Source organism: Streptomyces sp. bgisy130 (assembly GCF_057708345.1).
In genome coordinates, this window is sequence record NZ_JBYISA010000003.1 from 414,236 (window position 1) to 432,149 (window position 17,914).

13 protein-coding genes are annotated in these 17,914 nt (G+C 72.7%); 8 read left to right on the forward strand and 5 right to left on the reverse strand.

From position 1 onward, the window contains the following. The first annotated feature begins 81 nt into the window (after nucleotides 1-81). On the forward strand, nucleotides 82-705 hold the full coding sequence (locus AC3EUV_RS07065) for a PH domain-containing protein (RefSeq protein WP_432141575.1): 624 nt from the start codon (nucleotides 82-84) through the stop codon (nucleotides 703-705). 235 nt (nucleotides 706-940) lie between these two features. Here the strand turns inward: AC3EUV_RS07065 and AC3EUV_RS07070 are convergent, their stop codons facing one another. The 3 genes from AC3EUV_RS07070 to AC3EUV_RS07080 form a co-directional block, all read right to left on the reverse strand. After that, nucleotides 941-2,617, reverse strand: a complete 1,677-nt coding sequence (locus AC3EUV_RS07070) for a phospho-sugar mutase (RefSeq protein WP_432141576.1) — start codon at nucleotides 2,615-2,617, stop codon at nucleotides 941-943. Between the two features lie 284 nt (nucleotides 2,618-2,901). Further along, nucleotides 2,902-3,723, reverse strand: coding sequence for a purine-nucleoside phosphorylase (locus tag AC3EUV_RS07075; protein WP_042147790.1), 822 nt, complete (start codon nucleotides 3,721-3,723; stop codon nucleotides 2,902-2,904). Nucleotides 3,724-3,879: 156 nt separating this feature from the next. Further along, the gene (locus tag AC3EUV_RS07080) at nucleotides 3,880-4,317 is read right to left on the reverse strand and encodes a gamma-glutamylcyclotransferase family protein (RefSeq protein ID WP_042147793.1); all 438 of its coding nucleotides are present in this window, start codon (nucleotides 4,315-4,317) and stop codon (nucleotides 3,880-3,882) included. A 139-nt stretch (nucleotides 4,318-4,456) separates the two neighbouring features. Between AC3EUV_RS07080 and AC3EUV_RS07085 the strand changes: the two genes are divergently transcribed. Both AC3EUV_RS07085 and AC3EUV_RS07090 read left to right on the forward strand, forming a co-directional pair. Next, the gene (locus AC3EUV_RS07085) at nucleotides 4,457-5,902 is read left to right on the forward strand and encodes an NAD(P)H-quinone dehydrogenase (RefSeq protein ID WP_432141577.1); all 1,446 of its coding nucleotides are present in this window, start codon (nucleotides 4,457-4,459) and stop codon (nucleotides 5,900-5,902) included. Between the two features lie 288 nt (nucleotides 5,903-6,190). Next, a complete protein-coding gene (locus tag AC3EUV_RS07090) occupies nucleotides 6,191-7,177 on the forward strand; it encodes a DeoR/GlpR family DNA-binding transcription regulator (protein WP_432141578.1) in 987 nt (328 codons plus the stop codon). Between the two features lie 58 nt (nucleotides 7,178-7,235). Here AC3EUV_RS07090 and AC3EUV_RS07095 read toward each other — a convergent pair whose 3' ends face one another. Next, nucleotides 7,236-7,871 carry a TetR/AcrR family transcriptional regulator gene (locus AC3EUV_RS07095; RefSeq protein WP_432141579.1) on the reverse strand — a complete coding sequence of 212 codons (636 nt, stop codon included), beginning with the start codon at nucleotides 7,869-7,871 and terminating at the stop codon, nucleotides 7,236-7,238. Between the two features lie 350 nt (nucleotides 7,872-8,221). On the opposite strand from AC3EUV_RS07095, the gene AC3EUV_RS07100 reads away from it, so the two are divergent. Beyond that, nucleotides 8,222-9,406, forward strand: coding sequence for an alpha/beta hydrolase (locus AC3EUV_RS07100; RefSeq protein WP_435602418.1), 1,185 nt, complete (start codon nucleotides 8,222-8,224; stop codon nucleotides 9,404-9,406). Nucleotides 9,407-9,505: 99 nt separating this feature from the next. On the opposite strand, the gene AC3EUV_RS07105 is transcribed toward AC3EUV_RS07100, so the two are convergent. Continuing rightward, nucleotides 9,506-11,275 (reverse strand): acetyl/propionyl/methylcrotonyl-CoA carboxylase subunit alpha, encoded by a 1,770-nt coding sequence (locus AC3EUV_RS07105; RefSeq protein ID WP_432141581.1) that lies wholly within the window; start codon nucleotides 11,273-11,275, stop codon nucleotides 9,506-9,508. Nucleotides 11,276-11,786: 511 nt separating this feature from the next. Here AC3EUV_RS07105 and AC3EUV_RS07110 point away from each other — a divergent pair. From AC3EUV_RS07110 to AC3EUV_RS07125, 4 genes are all read left to right on the forward strand, one after another. After that, nucleotides 11,787-12,251 carry a hypothetical protein gene (locus AC3EUV_RS07110; protein ID WP_432141582.1) on the forward strand — a complete coding sequence of 155 codons (465 nt, stop codon included), beginning with the start codon at nucleotides 11,787-11,789 and terminating at the stop codon, nucleotides 12,249-12,251. Between the two features lie 150 nt (nucleotides 12,252-12,401). Further along, complete coding sequence (locus AC3EUV_RS07115) at nucleotides 12,402-13,466, forward strand: protein kinase family protein (protein ID WP_435602419.1); 1,065 nt, start codon at nucleotides 12,402-12,404, stop codon at nucleotides 13,464-13,466. Between the two features lie 6 nt (nucleotides 13,467-13,472). Beyond that, nucleotides 13,473-15,722 (forward strand): protein kinase domain-containing protein, encoded by a 2,250-nt coding sequence (locus AC3EUV_RS07120; RefSeq protein ID WP_435602420.1) that lies wholly within the window; start codon nucleotides 13,473-13,475, stop codon nucleotides 15,720-15,722. Between the two features lie 64 nt (nucleotides 15,723-15,786). Continuing rightward, a complete protein-coding gene (locus AC3EUV_RS07125) occupies nucleotides 15,787-17,904 on the forward strand; it encodes a protein kinase domain-containing protein (protein ID WP_435602421.1) in 2,118 nt (705 codons plus the stop codon). The last annotated feature ends 10 nt before the right edge of the window (nucleotides 17,905-17,914 follow it).

The following is a 17,914-nucleotide window of genomic DNA, read 5'->3' on the forward strand; positions in this document are numbered from 1 at the left end:
CCCGGACCTGCCCACGGTGCGCGCCCGAATGATGCCGTAACGCAATGTCCGGCATCCGGACGGTCAGGCAGAATCGGCCCCATGACGAGCCAGGACCGGACCTCCCCGCCCCAGCAGCAGTACGCGGAGCGCAGCTACCGCTCGCCCGCGGCCCTCGCCGGCGGCGCGCTGCTCCTCCTGCTCGGACTCTGGCTCGGCGGCGACGCACTGCTGCGGGGCGATCTGCACACCAAGCTGACCGCGCTGTTCGCGCTGCTCCTCGGGGTGCCGCTGGTGGTCGCCTTCACCCTGCGGCCGCTGGTCAGGGCGGGCGACGACCGGCTGACGGTGCGTAACCCGTTCCGTACGATCACGCTGCCGTGGAGCGCGGTGGAGGACCTGCGGGCGGCGTTCTCCGCCGAGGTGTTCACCAGCGGCGGCAAGTACCAGCTGTGGGCCGTCCCGGTCTCGCTGCGGCAGCGCAAGAAGGTCAGCCGCCAGGCGGCGCGGGGCGCCGCGCCCCGGCCCCGGTTCGGGCTCGACGCGGACGCCGGCCCGGTGCCGCGCGCCATGGCCGACCAGACCCTCGACGAACTGCGCGAGATCAAGGAGCGCGCCGCCCACCGCGAGAGCGCCCAGGGCGAGCCGGTGGTGCGGTGGTCGTACGCAGTGCTGGTGCCGTTGGTGGTGGGGGCGGTGGGGCTGGCGGTGATGGTGGCGCTGTAGGCGCCATCGGGCCCCAGCTGTAGCCGCCCTGGGCTCAAGGGGGCGGGGTTTGGGGGCGCTCCGGCGATCTGGGGGCGTGCCCAGGACGGTCCGGGCGCGCACCTCAGGGCGGTCCCGGGCGTATCTGAGCGCGATCTGGCGGCGCGCCCCAGGGTTGTTTCCCCGCCGCCCACCCCGGTGTTGTTGTTTCCCCGCCGCCCACCCCCCTTCGGGGGGTGGGCGGGTACGGGAGGGGTCAGATCCCCGCCGCCTCCCCCAGATCCCGCTTGATGGACGCCAGCGCCGTCGTGGCCTTCGTGCGGGCCTCGGGCAGGGCCTGGGGGGAGGGAACCGGGACCACGACCTCCAGGTAGCACTTGAGCTTGGGCTCGGTGCCGCTCGGGCGGACCACCACGCGGGCGGCCTCGATCCCGGCCGCCGGCGAACCGGACAGGTAGTAGCGCAGCCCGTCGGTCGGCGGCAGCGTCTCCGTGCCCCGGTTCAGATCGTCGGCGCGGGTCACGGTCAGGCCGGCCAGCGCGGTCGGCGGCTGCTCGCGCAGCCTGCGCATGGCGTCGGCGATCAGCGACAGGTCCTCGACGCGGACCGAGAGCTGGTCGGTGGCGTGCAGTCCGTGTTCCAGCGCGAGGTCGTCGAGGAGGTCGCCGAGGGTGCGCCCGGACTGCTTGAGTTCCGCGGCCAGCTCGGTGATCAGCAGGGCCGCGGTGATGCCGTCCTTGTCGCGGACGCCCGCCGGATCGACGCAGTAGCCGAGCGCCTCCTCGAACGCGTACCGCAGACCGTCCACCCGGGCCAGCCACTTGAAGCCGGTCAGCGTCTCCTCGTACGGGAGCGAGGCGGCGGCCGCGATACGGGACAGCAGCTGGGAGGAGACGATGGTCGTCGCGAACGTGCCGGCCGCCCGCTTGCGCACCAGGTGGGCGGCGAGCAGCGCGCCGACCTCGTCGCCGCGCAGCATCCGCCAGCCGTCCGGCGTGCCGGGGGCGGGGACGGCGACGGCGCAGCGGTCCGCGTCGGGGTCGTTGGCGATCACGATGTCGACGCCGGAAGCGCCACGGGCGGTGGCGAACGCGAGGTCCATCGCGCCCGGCTCCTCCGGGTTGGGGAAGGCGACCGTCGGGAAGTCCGGGTCCGGCTCGGCCTGTTCCGCGACGACCGTCGGCGCCGGGAATCCGGCCCGGGCGAAGGCGGCGACGAGGGTGTCCCGGCCGACGCCGTGCATGGGCGTGTAAACGACCTTTGTGTCCCGGGGGGAGCCGGGTGTCAGCACCGCGTCCGTACGCGCCAGATAGGCGTCCAGGACCGTCTCGTCGAGGGTTTCCCAGCCGGCCTCCGGGCGCGGGACGTCGGCCAGCGAGCGGACCGCGTCGATCTCGGCGGCGATCTCGCCGTCCGCGGGCGGCACGATCTGGGAGCCGTCGCCCAGGTAGACCTTGTAGCCGTTGTCGCGCGGCGGGTTGTGGCTGGCGGTGACCTCGACCCCGGCCACCGCGCCGAGGTGCCTTATCGCGAAGGCCAGGACCGGAGTGGGCAGCGGGCGCGGCAGCACCGCGGCACGCAGGCCCGCGCCGACCATCACGGCCGCCGTGTCACGGGCGAAGTCGGCGCTCTTGTGGCGGGCGTCGTAGCCGATGACCACCAGGCCGGAGCCGTTGCCCTGTGCCTTGAGGTACGCGGCGAGGCCGGCCGCGGCCCGGATGACCACCGAGCGGTTCATCCGCATCGGGCCCGCGCCCAGTTCACCGCGCAGCCCGGCGGTGCCGAACTGGAGGGTGCCGGCGAAGCGGGCGGCCAGCTCGTCGGTGTCCTCGGCCGCGATGATCTTGGCGAGCTCGTCCCGGGTCTCCGGGTCGGGGTCCTCGGCCAGCCATGCCTGGGCCCGGTGGGTCAGCTCCGCGGGATCGGTAGCCACGTGATGCTCCTGACGGTGGATGCGGGTGGGGGCGCGCTGAGGACAGCTGAGCAGGCAGGCCCTCTCGGCTCGTCACGCATACCCGGTACGCGGGTACGGGGAGCCGCGAAACCGGCCAATGCCACTGGATGGCAGCGCGCGGGGGAGGGCCGCGCCGCGCGGTGGGGTGGACCGGCGGGCAGCCGGCGGGACCGGTGCGGCGGACGGGGCGGCCCGGCGGGTGGGGCACCCGCCGTGGCCGTCAGCCGTCGTCGTCCGGCGCGGCGCCGTGGCGCCGCGGTGGCTCAGAGCTTGCCGAGCACCTGGGCGAGCAGGCTGCCCATCCGGGTCGCGGAGTCGCGGCCGGCCTGAAGCACCTCTTCGTGGTTGAGCGGCTCGCCCGTCATGCCGGCGGCGAGGTTCGTCACCAGCGACAGCCCGAGCACCTCGGCGCCGGCCTCGCGCGCGGCGATGGCCTCCAGGACGGTGGACATTCCGACCAGGTCGGCGCCCAGGGTCCGGATCATCTTGATCTCGGCCGGGGTCTCGTAGTGCGGGCCGGGGAACTGGGCGTAGACGCCCTCCTCCAGGCTCGGGTCGACCTCCTTGCACAGCGCGCGCAGCCGCGGCGAGTACAGATCCGTCAGGTCGACGAAGTTCGCGCCGACGATCGGGGAGGTGGCGGTCAGGTTGAGGTGGTCGCTGATGAGGACCGGCTGGCCGGGGCGCATGCCCTCGCGCAGACCGCCGCACCCGTTGGTGAGCACGATGGTCTTGCAGCCGGCCGCGGCGGCGGTGCGGACGCCGTGCGCGACCGCGGCGACCCCGCGCCCTTCGTAGTAGTGGGTACGGCCCAGGAAGACCAGCGCCCGCTTCGCGCCGACCTGGTACGAGCGGATCTTGCCGCCGTGTCCGGCGACGGCCGGCGCCGGGAAGCCGGGCAGCTCGGTGACGGGGAATTCGTGCTCGGGCGCGCCCAGGGCCTCGGCGGCCGGCGCCCAGCCGGAGCCCATCACCAGGGCGACGTCATGGGTCTCGGCGCCGGTCAGCTCACGCAGACGGGCGGCGGCGTCGGCGGCGGCACCCTGGGGGTCGCGCGCGATGTCCGGAGTAACAGATGCGTTCACGCGGACGAGGGTAGCCGGTAATCCCCTACGCGCGTAGATGTCGCTGCTCACGGTGCTGGGATCGCATCGTTGTGGCATCTGCCAAAAGCGGGTCCCCGGGCGCGTCGCGGCACCCGTACGGCGGCGTGCCCGCCCCGGCCGGCGCGTTGCCGCCCGTCAGCAGGGCCGCTTGCGCAGCTCCATCACATAGTCGTGCGGCGCACCCGCCGACTCCGCGGCATCCGCGATCTCGCCCAGATAGCGGGCCGACGGCAGACCGCCCTCATAGCCGTTGAGGACATAGATCCACGCCGCCTCGTCGCCTTCGAGGGTGTGCACCCGCACCCGCATCCGGCGGTAGATGTCCATGCCGACGCCCTCCCAGCGGTCCATGGACTCCTCGTCCATGGGCGCGATGTCGTAGAGCGCGACGAAGAGCTGGGCGCCGGGCGCTTCGACGACCGTCGCCAGCGCGCCCTCCCAGCCCATCTGCTCCCCGCCGAAGGTGAGCCGCCAGCCGCTGAGCCAGCCGGTGCCGCGCAGCGGCGAGTGCGGTGCGCGGCGGGACATCAGCCGCGCGTCGAGGTTGCCGGCGTACGCGGCGTAGAGCGACATGGTTCCGAGGGTACGGGAGGTTGCCCTTCGGGCTCGTGGTACCGGAGGTTCGGACGGTAGCCCAGGTGGAGCGCGCTCCGGTGCCCGTCAGGGGCGGAGGGCGCCCCCGGGCGAGAGTGACGTACGGGCGTGCGGGACAATGGAGTACGTGACTCGGATCGTGATCATCGGTGGCGGACCCGGCGGATATGAAGCGGCCCTGGTGGCGGCTTCTCTCGGCGCGGAGGTGACCGTCGTCGACTGCGACGGTCTGGGCGGGGCGTCGGTGCTGACCGACTGCGTGCCGTCGAAGACTCTGATCGCCACGGCCGAGGTGATGACCACCTTCGACTCCTCCTACGAGGAGCTCGGCATCATCGTCGAGGACGACACTCCGTACGTGGACCGGCCCGCCCGGGTCGTCGGCGTCGACCTCGGCAAGGTCAACCGACGGGTCAAGCGCCTCGCACTCGCCCAGTCGCATGACATCACCGCGTCCGTGACCCGCGCCGGCGGCCGGGTCATGCGCGGCCGCGGGCGGCTGGAGCCGGGCCAGGCGCCGGACGGCTCCCGCAAGGTGACGGTCACCGCCGCCGACGGCACCTCGGAGGGGCTGATCGCGGACGCGGTGCTGATCGCCACCGGCGCGCACCCCCGCGAGATCCCGGACGCGCTCCCCGACGGCGAGCGGATCCTGAACTGGACGCAGGTCTACGACCTCGACGAGCTGCCCGAAGAGCTGATCGTGGTCGGTTCCGGTGTCACCGGCGCCGAGTTCGCCGGTGCCTACCAGGCGCTCGGCTCCCGCGTCACCCTTGTCTCCTCCCGCGACCGCGTGCTGCCGGGCGAGGACCCGGACGCCGCCGCCGTCCTGGAGGACGTCTTCCGCCGCCGTGGCATGAACGTCATGTCGCGCTCCCGGGCCCAGTCCGCCAAACGGGTCGGCGACCGCGTCGAGGTCACCCTGGCCGACGGCCGCATGATCTCCGGTACGCACTGCCTGATGGCGGTCGGCTCCATCCCCAACACCGAGGGGATCGGCCTGGAAGCGGCCGGCGTCAAGCTCACGGACTCCGGCCACATCTGGACCGACAAGGTCTCCCGCACCAGCGCTCAGGGCGTGTACGCGGCCGGCGACTGCACCGGCGTCTTCGCGCTGGCGTCCGTCGCCGCGATGCAGGGCCGGATCGCGATGTACCACTTCCTCGGTGACGCGGTCACCCCGCTGAACCTCAAGACGGTCTCCGCCAACGTCTTCACCGACCCGGAGATCGCCACCGTCGGTTACTCCCAGGCCGACGTCGACAGCGGCCGGATCGACGCCCGGGTCGTCAAGCTTCCGCTGCTGCGCAACCCGCGGGCCAAGATGCAGGGCATCCGCGACGGCTTCGTGAAGCTCTTGTGCCGCCCCGGCACGGGCATCGTCGTCGGCGGTGTGGTCGTCTCCCCGCGCGCCAGTGAGCTGATCCATCCCATCTCGATCGCGGTCGACAACAATCTGACCGTCGAGCAGATCGCCAACGCCTTTACGGTCTATCCGTCGCTGTCCGGTTCGATCGCCGAGGTCGCCCGCCAGCTGCACACGCGCAAGGCCGCCAGCGAGTAACCGGGGGTGCCGGGCGGGCGGCGGCCGATTCAAATGTTTGTGCCCGCCGTGCGCTCTGGGGATGAAACGTCCCTGCATCGGACCGGGACCGGGTTGCTCCGGTCCCGGCCGCCGCGGGCCCCGGCAGGGCGACTGACCAGGGGTCAAGCGGCTCGTCCCGCCCGGTAGTTCGACATCCGCACGACATATGCACACCGCATACCACGTCACGCTCCGCGGTGCGTACAACTTCCGTTAATTGGTGCAACCTGCTGAAAACAGACGGTCGTTGGCGTTACTGTCAGTTTCGTGTTCGCTGCAGAACGTCGCCAATTGATCCTTGAAATGGTGCGCGCCAATGGAGCCGTATCGCTCCGGGAGCTCGCCCGCGTCGTCCAGACCTCCGAAGTAACCGTACGGCGGGATGTGCGGGCGCTGGAGGCAGAAGGACTGCTCGACCGCCGGCACGGCGGTGCGGTCCTGCCGGGAGGCTTTACCCGCGAATCAGGATTCCCACAGAAATCCCATCTAGCGACCGCGGAGAAGACGGCCATCGCCGATCTCGCGGCCGGCTTCGTCGAAGAGGGCGAGGCCATCGTCGTCGGCGCGGGAACGACCACGCAGGAGCTGGCCCGCCGGCTCGCGCGGGTCCCCGGCCTGACCGTCGTCACCAACTCGCTGCTGGTCGCCCAGGCGTTGGCCCATGCCAACCGCGTCGAGGTCGTGATGACCGGCGGCACCCTGCGCGGCTCCAACTACGCGCTGGTCGGCAGCGGTGCCGAACAGTCCCTCCAGGGTCTGCGGGTCTCCCGCGCCTTCCTGTCGGGCAGCGGGCTGACCGCCGAGCGCGGCCTGTCCACGTCCAACATGCTCTCCGCCAGCGTCGACCGGGCGCTGGTGCAGGCGGCGGGGGAGGTGGTGGTGCTCGCCGACCACACCAAGCTCGGCTCCGACACCATGTTCCAGACCGTGCCCACGGATGTGATCACGCGGCTGGTCACGGACGAGCCGCCGGGCCATGACGACCGCGCCGCCACGGAACTCCAGGCGCTGGCCGATCAGGGCGTCCAGATCGCCGTCGCCAACGGCTCGGGCGTGGCCCACGGGCCGGGGCAGCCGGGGCGGGACGCCGGCCCGGGGGACCGCAGAGGGCCCCGGCGGGACGTCCCGCTCCCGGGCCAGCGGCGCAGCCATCCGCCGGGCGGCGGGGCCGGTGGTCCACAGCTCCGCTCGGCCCCGTCCCTGAGTGAGGCGGCCGGCGGCCGGGTCGCCGATCTGGCACCACGGCGGCGCTGAGCGCGGATGTCGGGGGCGCGTCACCGTGGCGCGCCGGCCCGGCGCCGAGGACCGCTGTTCAGTGGAGGTCCGCTTTCAGCCCGCGCAGCGTGAGTGTCAGCAGCCGGTCGGCGAGCTGGGGGTCGTCCGGGGATTCCTCGGCGGCCAGCGCGATGCCGTTGGTCAGCTGCATCAGATCGCTGATGCTCACATCCGGGCGTACGGCCCCGGCCTGCTGGGCCCGGGTCAGCAGTGCACCGCCGGCCTCCCGCATCGGCACGCTGCACCGGGCCATGCCCGAGCTGTCGTCCGCCGATGCCGTCATCAGCGCACGGGACAGCCCGCGGTAGGTGGTGGCGTGGGTGATGATCGCGCGCAGCCACTCGACCAGCGCGGCGCACGGCTGCGGCGCGTCGGCCAGCTCCCTGGCGTGCGCCAGCAGGGCGTCCACCTCTCCCTGGAAGACCGCGCCCATCAGGGCGGTCCGGTTGGGGAAGTGGCGGTAGAGGGTGCCGATACCGACGCCGGCGCGGCGGGCGATGTCCTCCAGTGAGGTGTCCGTGCCGTGTTCGGTGAAGGCCGTACGGGCCTCGGTCAGCAGCCGCTCGTAGTTGCGGCGGGCATCGGCCCGCATGGGGCGTACGTCAGGCGTCCGCGCCGGTGCGGTCGCCGCGGGGCCCCTCGTCTGCGGCTGCCCTGCCGTCTCGGTCGCCATCGCCGTCCTCCCTCGACCCGGCCGGTTGCGGCCCGGTGGCTCCAGGATGCCATTGCGTCCTCGGCGGTCGTCCCGGTGCGGCGGGCAAGGCTTTCCGGACCGCCCCTCCGTATGGCCGGGACGGTCCCGCCGCGCCCGCCCGGTGGCCGTCCGGCAGACCTGGGATGAAGTCCCGGCGTCCCCCGGTGGGCACCCGGCCGAACACCTCGCCATCCCCGCAACGCCGGGCCGGCAAGCGCCATCAAACCAGGCGCAATGAGGTCTTCCGGGGTGTTCCGGAGGCCCGGGGAGGACGCCGTGACGAACCGCCGGGGAGGCGGGCGCGGCGCGGGACATCTGGGGAAAACGTCATGGGGCTGACCAGCCGATCGCTGTTGTACGCCATGATCGCGGTCGCCGTGGTCTGTGTGGGCCTCACGCTCTGGCTGTGGCCGCGGTTCGCCGGGCGCGGGCCGCGGGCGCTGCTGGGGCGGCTCGGCTCGATCGTCGCGACGCAGCTGGCCATCGTGGCGGCGCTCGGCCTCGTGGTGAACGCCAACTTCCAGTTCTACGGGTCGTGGCACGAGCTGCTCGGCCTGTACGACGATGCCCCGGCCGCCGTCGGCAAATGGGGCGACCAGGGGGCGGCCGGGCCCGTCGGCGACCCCTCGAAGGGCCTGGTGCAGCCCTCGGGGCCGGAGGGGCTGGACAAGGTGCACGGGCTGCCGAAGGGGGCGCCGGAGCAGGCCGGGAAGGTCGAGACCGTACGGATCGTCGGGAAGCGGACCCGGGCGGTGAACCCGGCGTACGTCTATCTGCCGCCGCAGTACTTCCAGCAGGGGTACGCCCGCCAGCGGTTCCCCGTCGTCGTGGCGCTCAGCGGCTACCCCGGCGGCACCTTCCTGCTGGGCCAGCATCTGCGGCTGCCGCAGACCGCCGGGCGGCTGATCCGGGCCGGCAAGATGCAGCCGACGGTCATCGTGATGCTGCGGCCCACCATCGCCCCGCCCCGCGACACCCAGTGCGTCGATGTGCCGGGCGGCCCGCAGGCCGAGACGTTCTTCGCCCGCGATGTGCCGGACGCGCTCCGGTCGCACTACCGCGTCGGCCACGACCCCGGCGCCTGGGGCCTGCTGGGGTACTCCTCGGGTGGCAGCTGCGCCCTCCAGCTCGCCATGCGGCACGACCGCACGTACACCGCGGCGGCCGCCCTGTCGCCCGACTACCGGGTCAGCAACGACGCCACGACCGGCAACCTCTTCGGGGAGGGACGGGACCGGGTGCGCCGCCGCCAGGAGCACGATCTGATGTGGCGTCTGCGGCATCTGCCCGCACCCCGGGTGAGCGTCCTGGTGGGCACCAGCCGCACCGGCGAGAAGAACTATCCGGCGGCCAAGGAGTTCCTCGCCGCCGTCAAACCGCCCATGCGGGCGGAATCCGTCGTCCTCCCACACGGCAGCCACAACTTCGCCACCTGGCGACGCGAACTGCCCGCCGCGCTCGCATGGATGGGCAGGTCGCTGAGCTTTCCGGACGATGTGGTGGGGAACTCGTAGGGGCCCTGAACGGACGCGTGCCCAGTACGGACGCGAGGGGCCCCCGGCGGTGTGCGGGGGCCCCTCGTATGCGTCCGGCGGAATGCCGCCGGGCGTCGGTCAGTCCTTGATCTCGCAGATCACCGCGCCGGACGTGAGCGCCGCGCCGACCTCGGCGGTCAGGCCCTTGATGGTGCCGGAGCGGTGCGCGTTGAGCGGCTGCTCCATCTTCATCGCCTCCAGGACGACGACCAGCTCACCCTCGGTGACCTGCTGGCCCTCCTCGACGGCGACCTTGACGATGGTGCCCTGCATCGGGGAGGCGAGCGCATCGCCGGAGGCGGCGCTGCCGGACTTCTTGGCGGCCTTCCGCTTCGGCTTGGCACCGCCGGCGACCGCGGCCCGGGCCAGCGGCATGCCCAGCGAGGACGGCAGCGAGACCTCCAGGCGCTTGCCGCCGACCTCGACGACCACCGTCTCGCGGCTGTCGGCCTCGCCCTCGTCCGCGCCGGGGGCGACGAACGGGGGGATCTCGTTGACGAACTCGGTCTCGATCCAGCGGGTGTGGACCGTGAACGGGTCGGCGGAACCGGTGAGTTCGGGGGCGAACGCCGGGTCCTGGACGACCGTGCGGTGGAAGGGGATGGCGGTGGCCATGCCCTCGACGGTGAACTCCGCCAGCGCCCGCGCGGCACGCTGGAGGGCCTGCTGACGGGTGGCGCCGGTGACGATCAGCTTGGCCAGCAGGGAGTCCCAGGCCGGGCCGATGACGCTGCCGGACTCCACACCCGCGTCCAGGCGGACGCCGGGGCCGGACGGCCCGTCGAACCGCGTGACCGTGCCGGGGGCCGGGAGGAAGTTGCGGCCCGGGTCCTCGCCGTTGATCCGGAACTCGAAGGAGTGGCCGCGGACCGCCGGGTCGTCGTAGCCGAGCTTCTCGCCGTCGGCGATCCGGAACATCTCCCGGACCAGGTCGAGGCCGGTGACCTCTTCGGTGACCGGGTGCTCGACCTGGAGGCGGGTGTTGACCTCCAGGAAGGAGATCGTGCCGTCCTGGCCGACCAGGAATTCGCAGGTGCCGGCGCCCTCGTAGCCGGCCTCCTTGAGGATGGCCTTGGACGCGCGGTACAGCTCGGCGTTCTGCTCCTGCGTCAGGAACGGGGCCGGGGCCTCCTCCACCAGCTTCTGGTGGCGGCGCTGGAGCGAGCAGTCACGGGTCGAGACCACGACCACATTGCCGTGCTTGTCGGCCAGGCACTGGGTCTCGACATGCCGCGGACGGTCCAGGTAACGCTCGACGAAGCACTCGCCGCGGCCGAACGCGGCCACCGCCTCGCGCACCGCGGAGTCGTACAGCTCCGGAACCTCTTCGAGCGTCCGGGCCACCTTCAGGCCGCGGCCGCCGCCACCGAAGGCCGCCTTGATCGCGATGGGCAGGCCGTGCTCCTTGGCGAAGGCCACGACCTCCTCCGAGCCGGAGACCGGGTCGGGCGTGCCGGCGACCAGCGGCGCACCGGCCCGCTGGGCGATGTGCCGCGCGGCGACCTTGTCGCCGAGGTCACGGATGGCCTGCGGGGGCGGGCCGATCCACGTCAGCCCGGCGTCCAGGACGGCCTGCGCGAACTCGGCGTTCTCCGACAGGAAGCCGTACCCGGGGTGGATGGCGTCCGCGCCCGAATCGGCGGCGGCCGCCAGGACCTTGGCGATGTCCAGGTAACTGGTGGCAGGAGTGTCACCGCCCAAGGCGTACGCCTCGTCTGCCGCGCGTACGTGCACTGCGTCCCGGTCGGGGTCGGCGTAGACGGCTACGCTGCCGATCCCCGCGTCCCGGCAAGCACGGGCAACGCGAACAGCGATTTCGCCACGGTTGGCGATGAGCACCTTGCGCACGATGGGTCCTTCCTTGGCGCTTCGCCGCATCTATTGGATGCCGCGATTTTAGGGACTGGCGACACCGCGTGCCGACCCGTTCCCTGGGGTGAGCTTGCCCACACGGAGTGTGCTCGGGGCGCCAGTGAGGAACCTAAGTCCCCTGGTATCCCAGGGTAGGCCCGGATTCCTGGGCTCCGGCTCGGGTCCTGGTGTGGCTTAGGTCTCGAACTTCGGGCGTCCAGCGGATCGTCAATTCTTTGTGGAGTCCCTACGAATGGGCGAAGGAAACTTTGCGGTCGACTCCGTCCGTCGGCGCGCCGTCGCCTCCCGCCGCAGTCGTCCACACCGGCCCGCGCAGAACCCTTGCCCAGTTATTACCCTCCCCCGAACTCTTCACGAGCAGGGGGGACCCCCAGTAGCGTGCCCGATGTCTTCCGGTACCCATGGGTAACAGGGGTCACGGCGGCAACAGGCGCCCACATGGCGCATCGGGCTGGGCGAACGGCGGAAGTGGGTGGACGGGGTGCGGGTGGCGCGACGGCCGGTGGCCTTGGCCGCGGCGGTGGTACTGATCCTGGAGGCGTTCGGGATCGTGCTGCTGAACTGGATTCTGAGCATCGTCGTGGACCGCCAGCAGATGTCGCTGGCCGGACTCCAGCCCCGCGCGATGTCCACCGGCTCCTGGGTAGGGGGCATTCTCTTCGGCCTCTACCTGCTGTTCTGCGCAATCGTCCTGGTCCGCTGCGCCCTGCGCGACCGCGCCCCCGGCGGTTTCACCCGTATCGCCCTCATCAGCTGCGCGGTGGTGCACGGCATGCTGGGCGCCTTCGCCGTCGGCCTGGTCGGCTGGGTCGCGTTCCTCGCGATGATGGTCGTGCTGGGGCTGCTGGTGCTGACGCTGATGGCGTACGGCGAGGGCTTTTCGGGGGATGCGCACGGAAACGCGGAAAACACCCCGAACGGCGCACCGCCGGTGGCGCCCACGTCCGCCTGACCCCCTCGCTCCCGTACGGCGACCGGGCCGAGCGGCCCCGGCCGGCCCGAACTCCCCTTGTTCCGGGGCGGATCGACTCCCCTCGGGGCCGTGCGACACGCCCGGGTAGGCTCTGCGGGCGATGTCGTAGACACACGGGGGATGGTGTGCATGCCTGCATCTGTCGCGGGTGCGGGGGGCCGGGCGCGCGGGAGCGCCATCGGGCCCTACACGGTGTTACGGGGGCTGGATGATGAAGCGTCCGGCATACCCGTACCGGAACGGCGGTTCATCGGACGGAGCGCGGACGGCGACCGTACGGTCCTGATCGGCGCGCCGCTGCCGGGCGCCGACCCCGGCCGGTTCCTGGCCGAGGCCGAGACCTCGCGCTATCTGCTCGGCCCCTGGTCCTCACCGGCCACCGAGGTAGCCGCCCCCGGTGACGCGCCCTGGCACGCCCGCCCGTATGTGCCCGCGCTCCCGCTGCCCGCCGCGCTCACCGTGCACGGCGGCCCGCTGCCCGAGGGCACCGTACGGGCCCTCGGCGCCGCCCTCGTGGAGACCCTGATCGTCGGGCACGGGCAGGGCCTGGCCCATGCCGGCGTGTCGCCCGCGGCTGTGCTGCTGGCGGCCGACGGGCCCCGGCTGACCTGCTTCGGGGCGGTACGGGCCGCCGCCGGGGACGGCGCGGCCCGCTCCGGGCTGCCCGGCCTGGAGTCGGGCAGCCTGCCGCCGGAAGAGGCGACGGGCGGGCGGCCGCAGCCGGCGGGCGACGTCTACGCGCTCGGCGCGACGCTCGCCTATGCCGCGACCGGGCACACCGTGCCGGAGCGGGAGGAGCTCCCGGCCGGCCTGCGGACCGTCGTCACGGCCTGTCTCTCCCGGGACCCGGCGGCCCGCCCGCGGCCCGCCGAACTGCTCGATCTCCTCGAGGCGGGCGGCCCGGCACCGGCGTCGCCCGCACCGGCCTCCGCGCCGCCCGCCCCGGCTTCCGGACCGATGTCCTCCGACACCGTGCTTCTCCGTTCCGCAGAGCCGGCGCCTGCGCCGCCCGCCCCGGCTTCCGGGCCGATGTCCCCCGACACCGTGCTCCTCCGTTCCGCAGAGCCGGCCGGCCGTGCCGCCGCGCTGCTCGGGCCCGGCCGGCTGCCCGGCCGGATCATCGCCGCGCTCGCCCGTCAGTCGGCCGGGCTGCTCGCCGCCACCCTCCCGGTTCCGCCCGCCCCACAGGACTGACCCGCCATGCCGTTTCCCCTCGCCCATGACGACCCGCCCGGCCTGGGCGGCTACCGCCTGCTCGCCCGGCTGGGCAGCGGCGGTATGGGCACCGTCTATCTGGCCCGTTCCCCGGGCGGCCGGACCGTCGCGCTCAAGACGATGCACGCCCGGATCGCCACCACCACCGAATTCCGCACCCGGTTCCGGCTGGAGGCCGATGCCGCCCGGGTCCTCGGCGGCCAATACGGCGCCCAGGTCGTCGAGGCCGATCCGCTCGCCGAAACCCCCTGGATGGCCACCGAGTACGTGCTCGGCCCGCCGCTCGACGAGGCGGTGGAGCTCGCCGGTCCGCTGCCCGAGGCGTCGGTGCGTGCCCTGGGGGCGGCGCTGTGCGCGGCACTCGGCCAGCTCCACCACTCCGACGTCGTGCACCGTGACCTCAAGCCGTCGAACATCATGGTCACGGCACACGGCCCGAAGGTCATCGACTTCGGTATCGCCCGCGCCCTCGGCGACGAACGGCTGACCCGTACGGGCGCCCCGGTCGGCACCCCGGCGTTCATGTCACCGGAGCAGGCCACCGGGCAGGAGCACACCCCGGCCGGCGATGTCTTCGCGCTCGCCGGGGTCCTGGTCTTCGCCGCCACCGGCCGCGGCCCGTTCGGCGACGGCCAGCCCGCCGACCTCCTCTACCGCGTGCGCTACCGCGAGCCCGACCTCACCGGCCTCCCGGCCGCCCTCCTCCCGGTCCTGTCCCGCGCGCTGGCCAAGGACCCCGCCGAGCGCCCGTCCACCGCCGAGCTGGCGGTTCAACTACACGACGGCGAGGGGGAGTTCGCCGACCATCTGCCGGATGCGGTACTCGCCGGGATCGGCCGGCGGGCGAGCGAGGTCTGGCAGCTGGTGCCGCAGCGGCTGCCCGCACCGTCCGACCAGCCGGCGACCGTGCCGACCGCCGACGCCCCCGCCGCCCGCGGGCTGTCCCGCCGGGGGCTGCTGCTGACGGGCGCGGGCTCGGTACTCGGCGTCGCGGGTGCCGGGGCGGGGGTGTGGGCCTGGCTGGGACGGGGCGAGGCGGCGCCGGGTCCCGCCACCGGGCCCGGGTACACCAAGCCGAAGCCGGGGCCGAGCGTCGGCGCGCTGAAGAGGAAAAAGCTGGACTCGGTGTGGCAGAAGCAGATCAGCGGTCCCGATGACGACCAGAATCCTGACGTGCCCCTGGTGGCCGGTGACCAGGTCGTCATGGTGTCCGATGCCGAGGCGCGCGGGGTGGACGCGAAGTCCGGTGAGACCCGGTGGACGTTCTCGCTGTCCTACGACGAGAGCTGGGAGGTCGCCTCGGACGGCACCCACGTCTACCGGATCGCGCGGGCCGAAAAACGGGCAGCGGGCAGCGCCTTCCCGCAGTCCGTCTCGTGGTTCCTCGCCCGCGTCGACCTGACCACGGGCAAGGATGGCAGACACCTCGCCCCGGTGTCGGACGACCAGGACTACTACGGCCTCATCAGCCGGCTGCTGGCCGTCGCCGACGACACGGCCTATCTGGCGGTCTCCCGTGGCAAGGTCAAGAAGTACGAACGACAGCTCCCCTGGTTCGTGATGGCACTCGACCTCACCAACGGGCGCCGGAAGTGGCTGGACCCCCTGCCGTTCCGTTCCGCCAAGAGCAATGAGCACCACGTCCTGTCCGCCAAGGTCGTCGGCAACCTCTTGGTGATCCTCCAGCAGATGAACGACGCCAAGGTCCGGATCGTCGCCCGCGACCTCCGCACCGGGAAGGTGGTCTGGGACAAGCCCTGGAAGGGCGCCGACCGGCGGTTCGTACGGGACCCGCTGACGGCCGATGACAAGCATCTCTACCTGGGCCACGGCCCGTTGCAGGCGCTGCGGCTGAGCGACGGCGGCCAGGTGTGGGACACCTCCCGCACCCGCCCCGGGAAGACGTACGGACCGCCGGTCCTCAAAGACGGTGTGCTGTACGCGGTGGAGGAGGACCTCGGCCTGGTCGCGTTCGACGCCGGCAGCGGGAAGCCGCGGTGGACGGAGAAGAGCTGGGAGGGCAAGTCGGCGGACCACCTCGTCCGCCCCGTGATCGGCTCCGAGTACGCCTACTCGTACAGCATCACCGGCAAGTTCCTCCGGGCCGTCGGCCTCACCTCGCACACCACCGAGGAGCTGTACAAGACCAGCGGGACGAAGTTCATCGCCCATGAGAAGAGCCGGATGGTCATCGCCTCCGGCCCCGACTTCCTCGCCGGCTTCCCGCTCCGCTGAAGCCGCCGCCCCTGCCCCCGCCCCCGAAGCCCTCACCCGCGAACTCGCCCGAAGGACACCCCCCATGAAACCGCTCGGCACCGGCGACCCGCTCCGCCTCGGTCCGTACCGCCTGCTCGGTGTGCTCGGCGAGGGCGGCATGGGCAAGGTCTACGTCGGCCAGGACGCCGAAGGCACCGTCGCCGCGGTCAAGGTCCTGCGGCCCGAGCTCACCGGCGAGGAGAACCTCGCCCGCCGCTTCGTCCGCGAGGCGCAGGCGGCGACCGCCGTGACCGGCAAGGGCGTGGCCCGGGTGCTGGGCACGGACACCGAGGGCGGACGCCCGTGGATCGCCACCGAGTTCCTGGCCGGCCCGACCCTCGACGAGGCCGTCGAGGCGTACGGTCCCTTCGACGAGCCCGCCGTCCGCGCCCTGGCCGCATCGCTCGCGCACACCCTCGCGGACATCCACGCCACCGGCCTGATCCACCGCGACCTCAAGCCGCCGAACATCGTGCTGACCTCGGACGGTCCGCGCGTCATCGACTTCGGCATCGCCCGCCCCGAACACGGCCTGACCCTGACCACCACCGGACAGGTCCCGGTCACCCCCGGCTACGGCGCGCCCGAACAGGTCCTGGGCCGCCGGGTCGCCGCCCCCGCCGATGTCTTCTCACTGGGCGCCGTCCTCGTCCACGCGGCCAGTGGACGGCGGGCGTTCGACGGCAGCCATATCGCCGCCCTCCAGTACAAGGTGGTGCACGACGAGCCCGATCTGACCGGCGTCCCGGAGGCGCTGCGCCCGCTCCTCCTCCCCCTCCTGGCCAAGGACCCGGCCGACCGCCCCACGCCCGCGCAGATCGTCGCGAATTTCGCACCACCGCGCGGCGCCGAACGGGCCTGGCGGCGCGGCCCGGTGAGCAAGGCGATCAAGGAACGGGAGAGCGGCATCCATGAGCTGACCACCGCCCTCGACGGCGGCGCGGCCCCCGGGCAGGTCTCCCGCCGCCGGCTGCTCACCGGCCTGGCGGCGGGCGGGGTGGTGCTCACCGCGGGCGGCGGGGCGGCCGCCGCCTGGTGGCCGCCGCCACCGAAGCCACGGAAGAAGAAGGTCGATCTCTTCGCCTACCCGCCGGCTGTCAGGACGCCCGAGGCGCACCTGCTGAACGCGGATGACGGCGACTTCATCGTCGGCGGGACGTTGAACGTGCTGTGGGCCGTGCACAACCTCGCCGACAACACCCCGGCCCCCCTGCCCGTCGGGGATGTCGTCGTCTTCGGAGTCCGCGGCGGCGGGATCGCCGCCCACAACGTCGTGAACGGCAAACGCCGTTGGGTTGCCGCTGACATCAAGGCCAACGGCCGCTATGTCTCCCTCTCGGACCGTTTGCTCGTGGCCGTCGACGCCAAGGGGACCCTGCGCACGTTCGTCCCCTCCACGGGGGAGCCGCGGTGGACCGCCGCGGTCGGCGCCGAGGCCGTGCTGGCCGCCGACGACACGGCCGTCTACGTGCTGACGAAGGACGACCGGCTGCGCGCCGTCGGCCGTTCCGACGCCAAGGTGCGCTGGACCGTGCCCCTCGACAAGCCCTTCCGCAAGGCGAACCTGCCGGGTCTCATCGCCCATGGCCGCCTCGTTCTGGGGACCTACGACGGCAATGTCCTTGCCGTGCGCACCGCGGACGGTCGCCGGGCGTGGGACCTGCGCGGTCAGTCCGACACCATCATCCGTCCGTCCTGTCACGGCAGCACCGTCTACCTCCACGGCAAGTCGATGACGGCCCGGAGGATCACCGATGGCAAGGAGCTGTGGACGGTCCGCAGGCGCACCCTGCCGATCCACTTGAAGGGCAAGCCGGCGTACGCCAAGTGGGGCCCGGTGACCGCCACGGCGGATGCCCTCTACACCACGCACGAGGGCTATCCCGGCGAACCCGCGTTCTCCTCCAAGTGGCGCCCCAGCGACGGCCATTACGTGTCCGGGCTCAGCGGCAGGTCCAACATCTACACCCCGGTGATCCGCCAGGGGAACGGCCTGTGGATGATCGCGAATGACGAGGGCGAGGTCACCGCGGTGAACCAGGAGAATGGCCGGCAGGTCGTGACGCACACCGTGGGGGGTGACCGCCAGACCCTGGCGGCCGACGGCAACCGCGTCTTCGCCCTGAGTGACGCATCGCTCTACGTCCTGCCGGTGTTCTGACGCCCCGTCC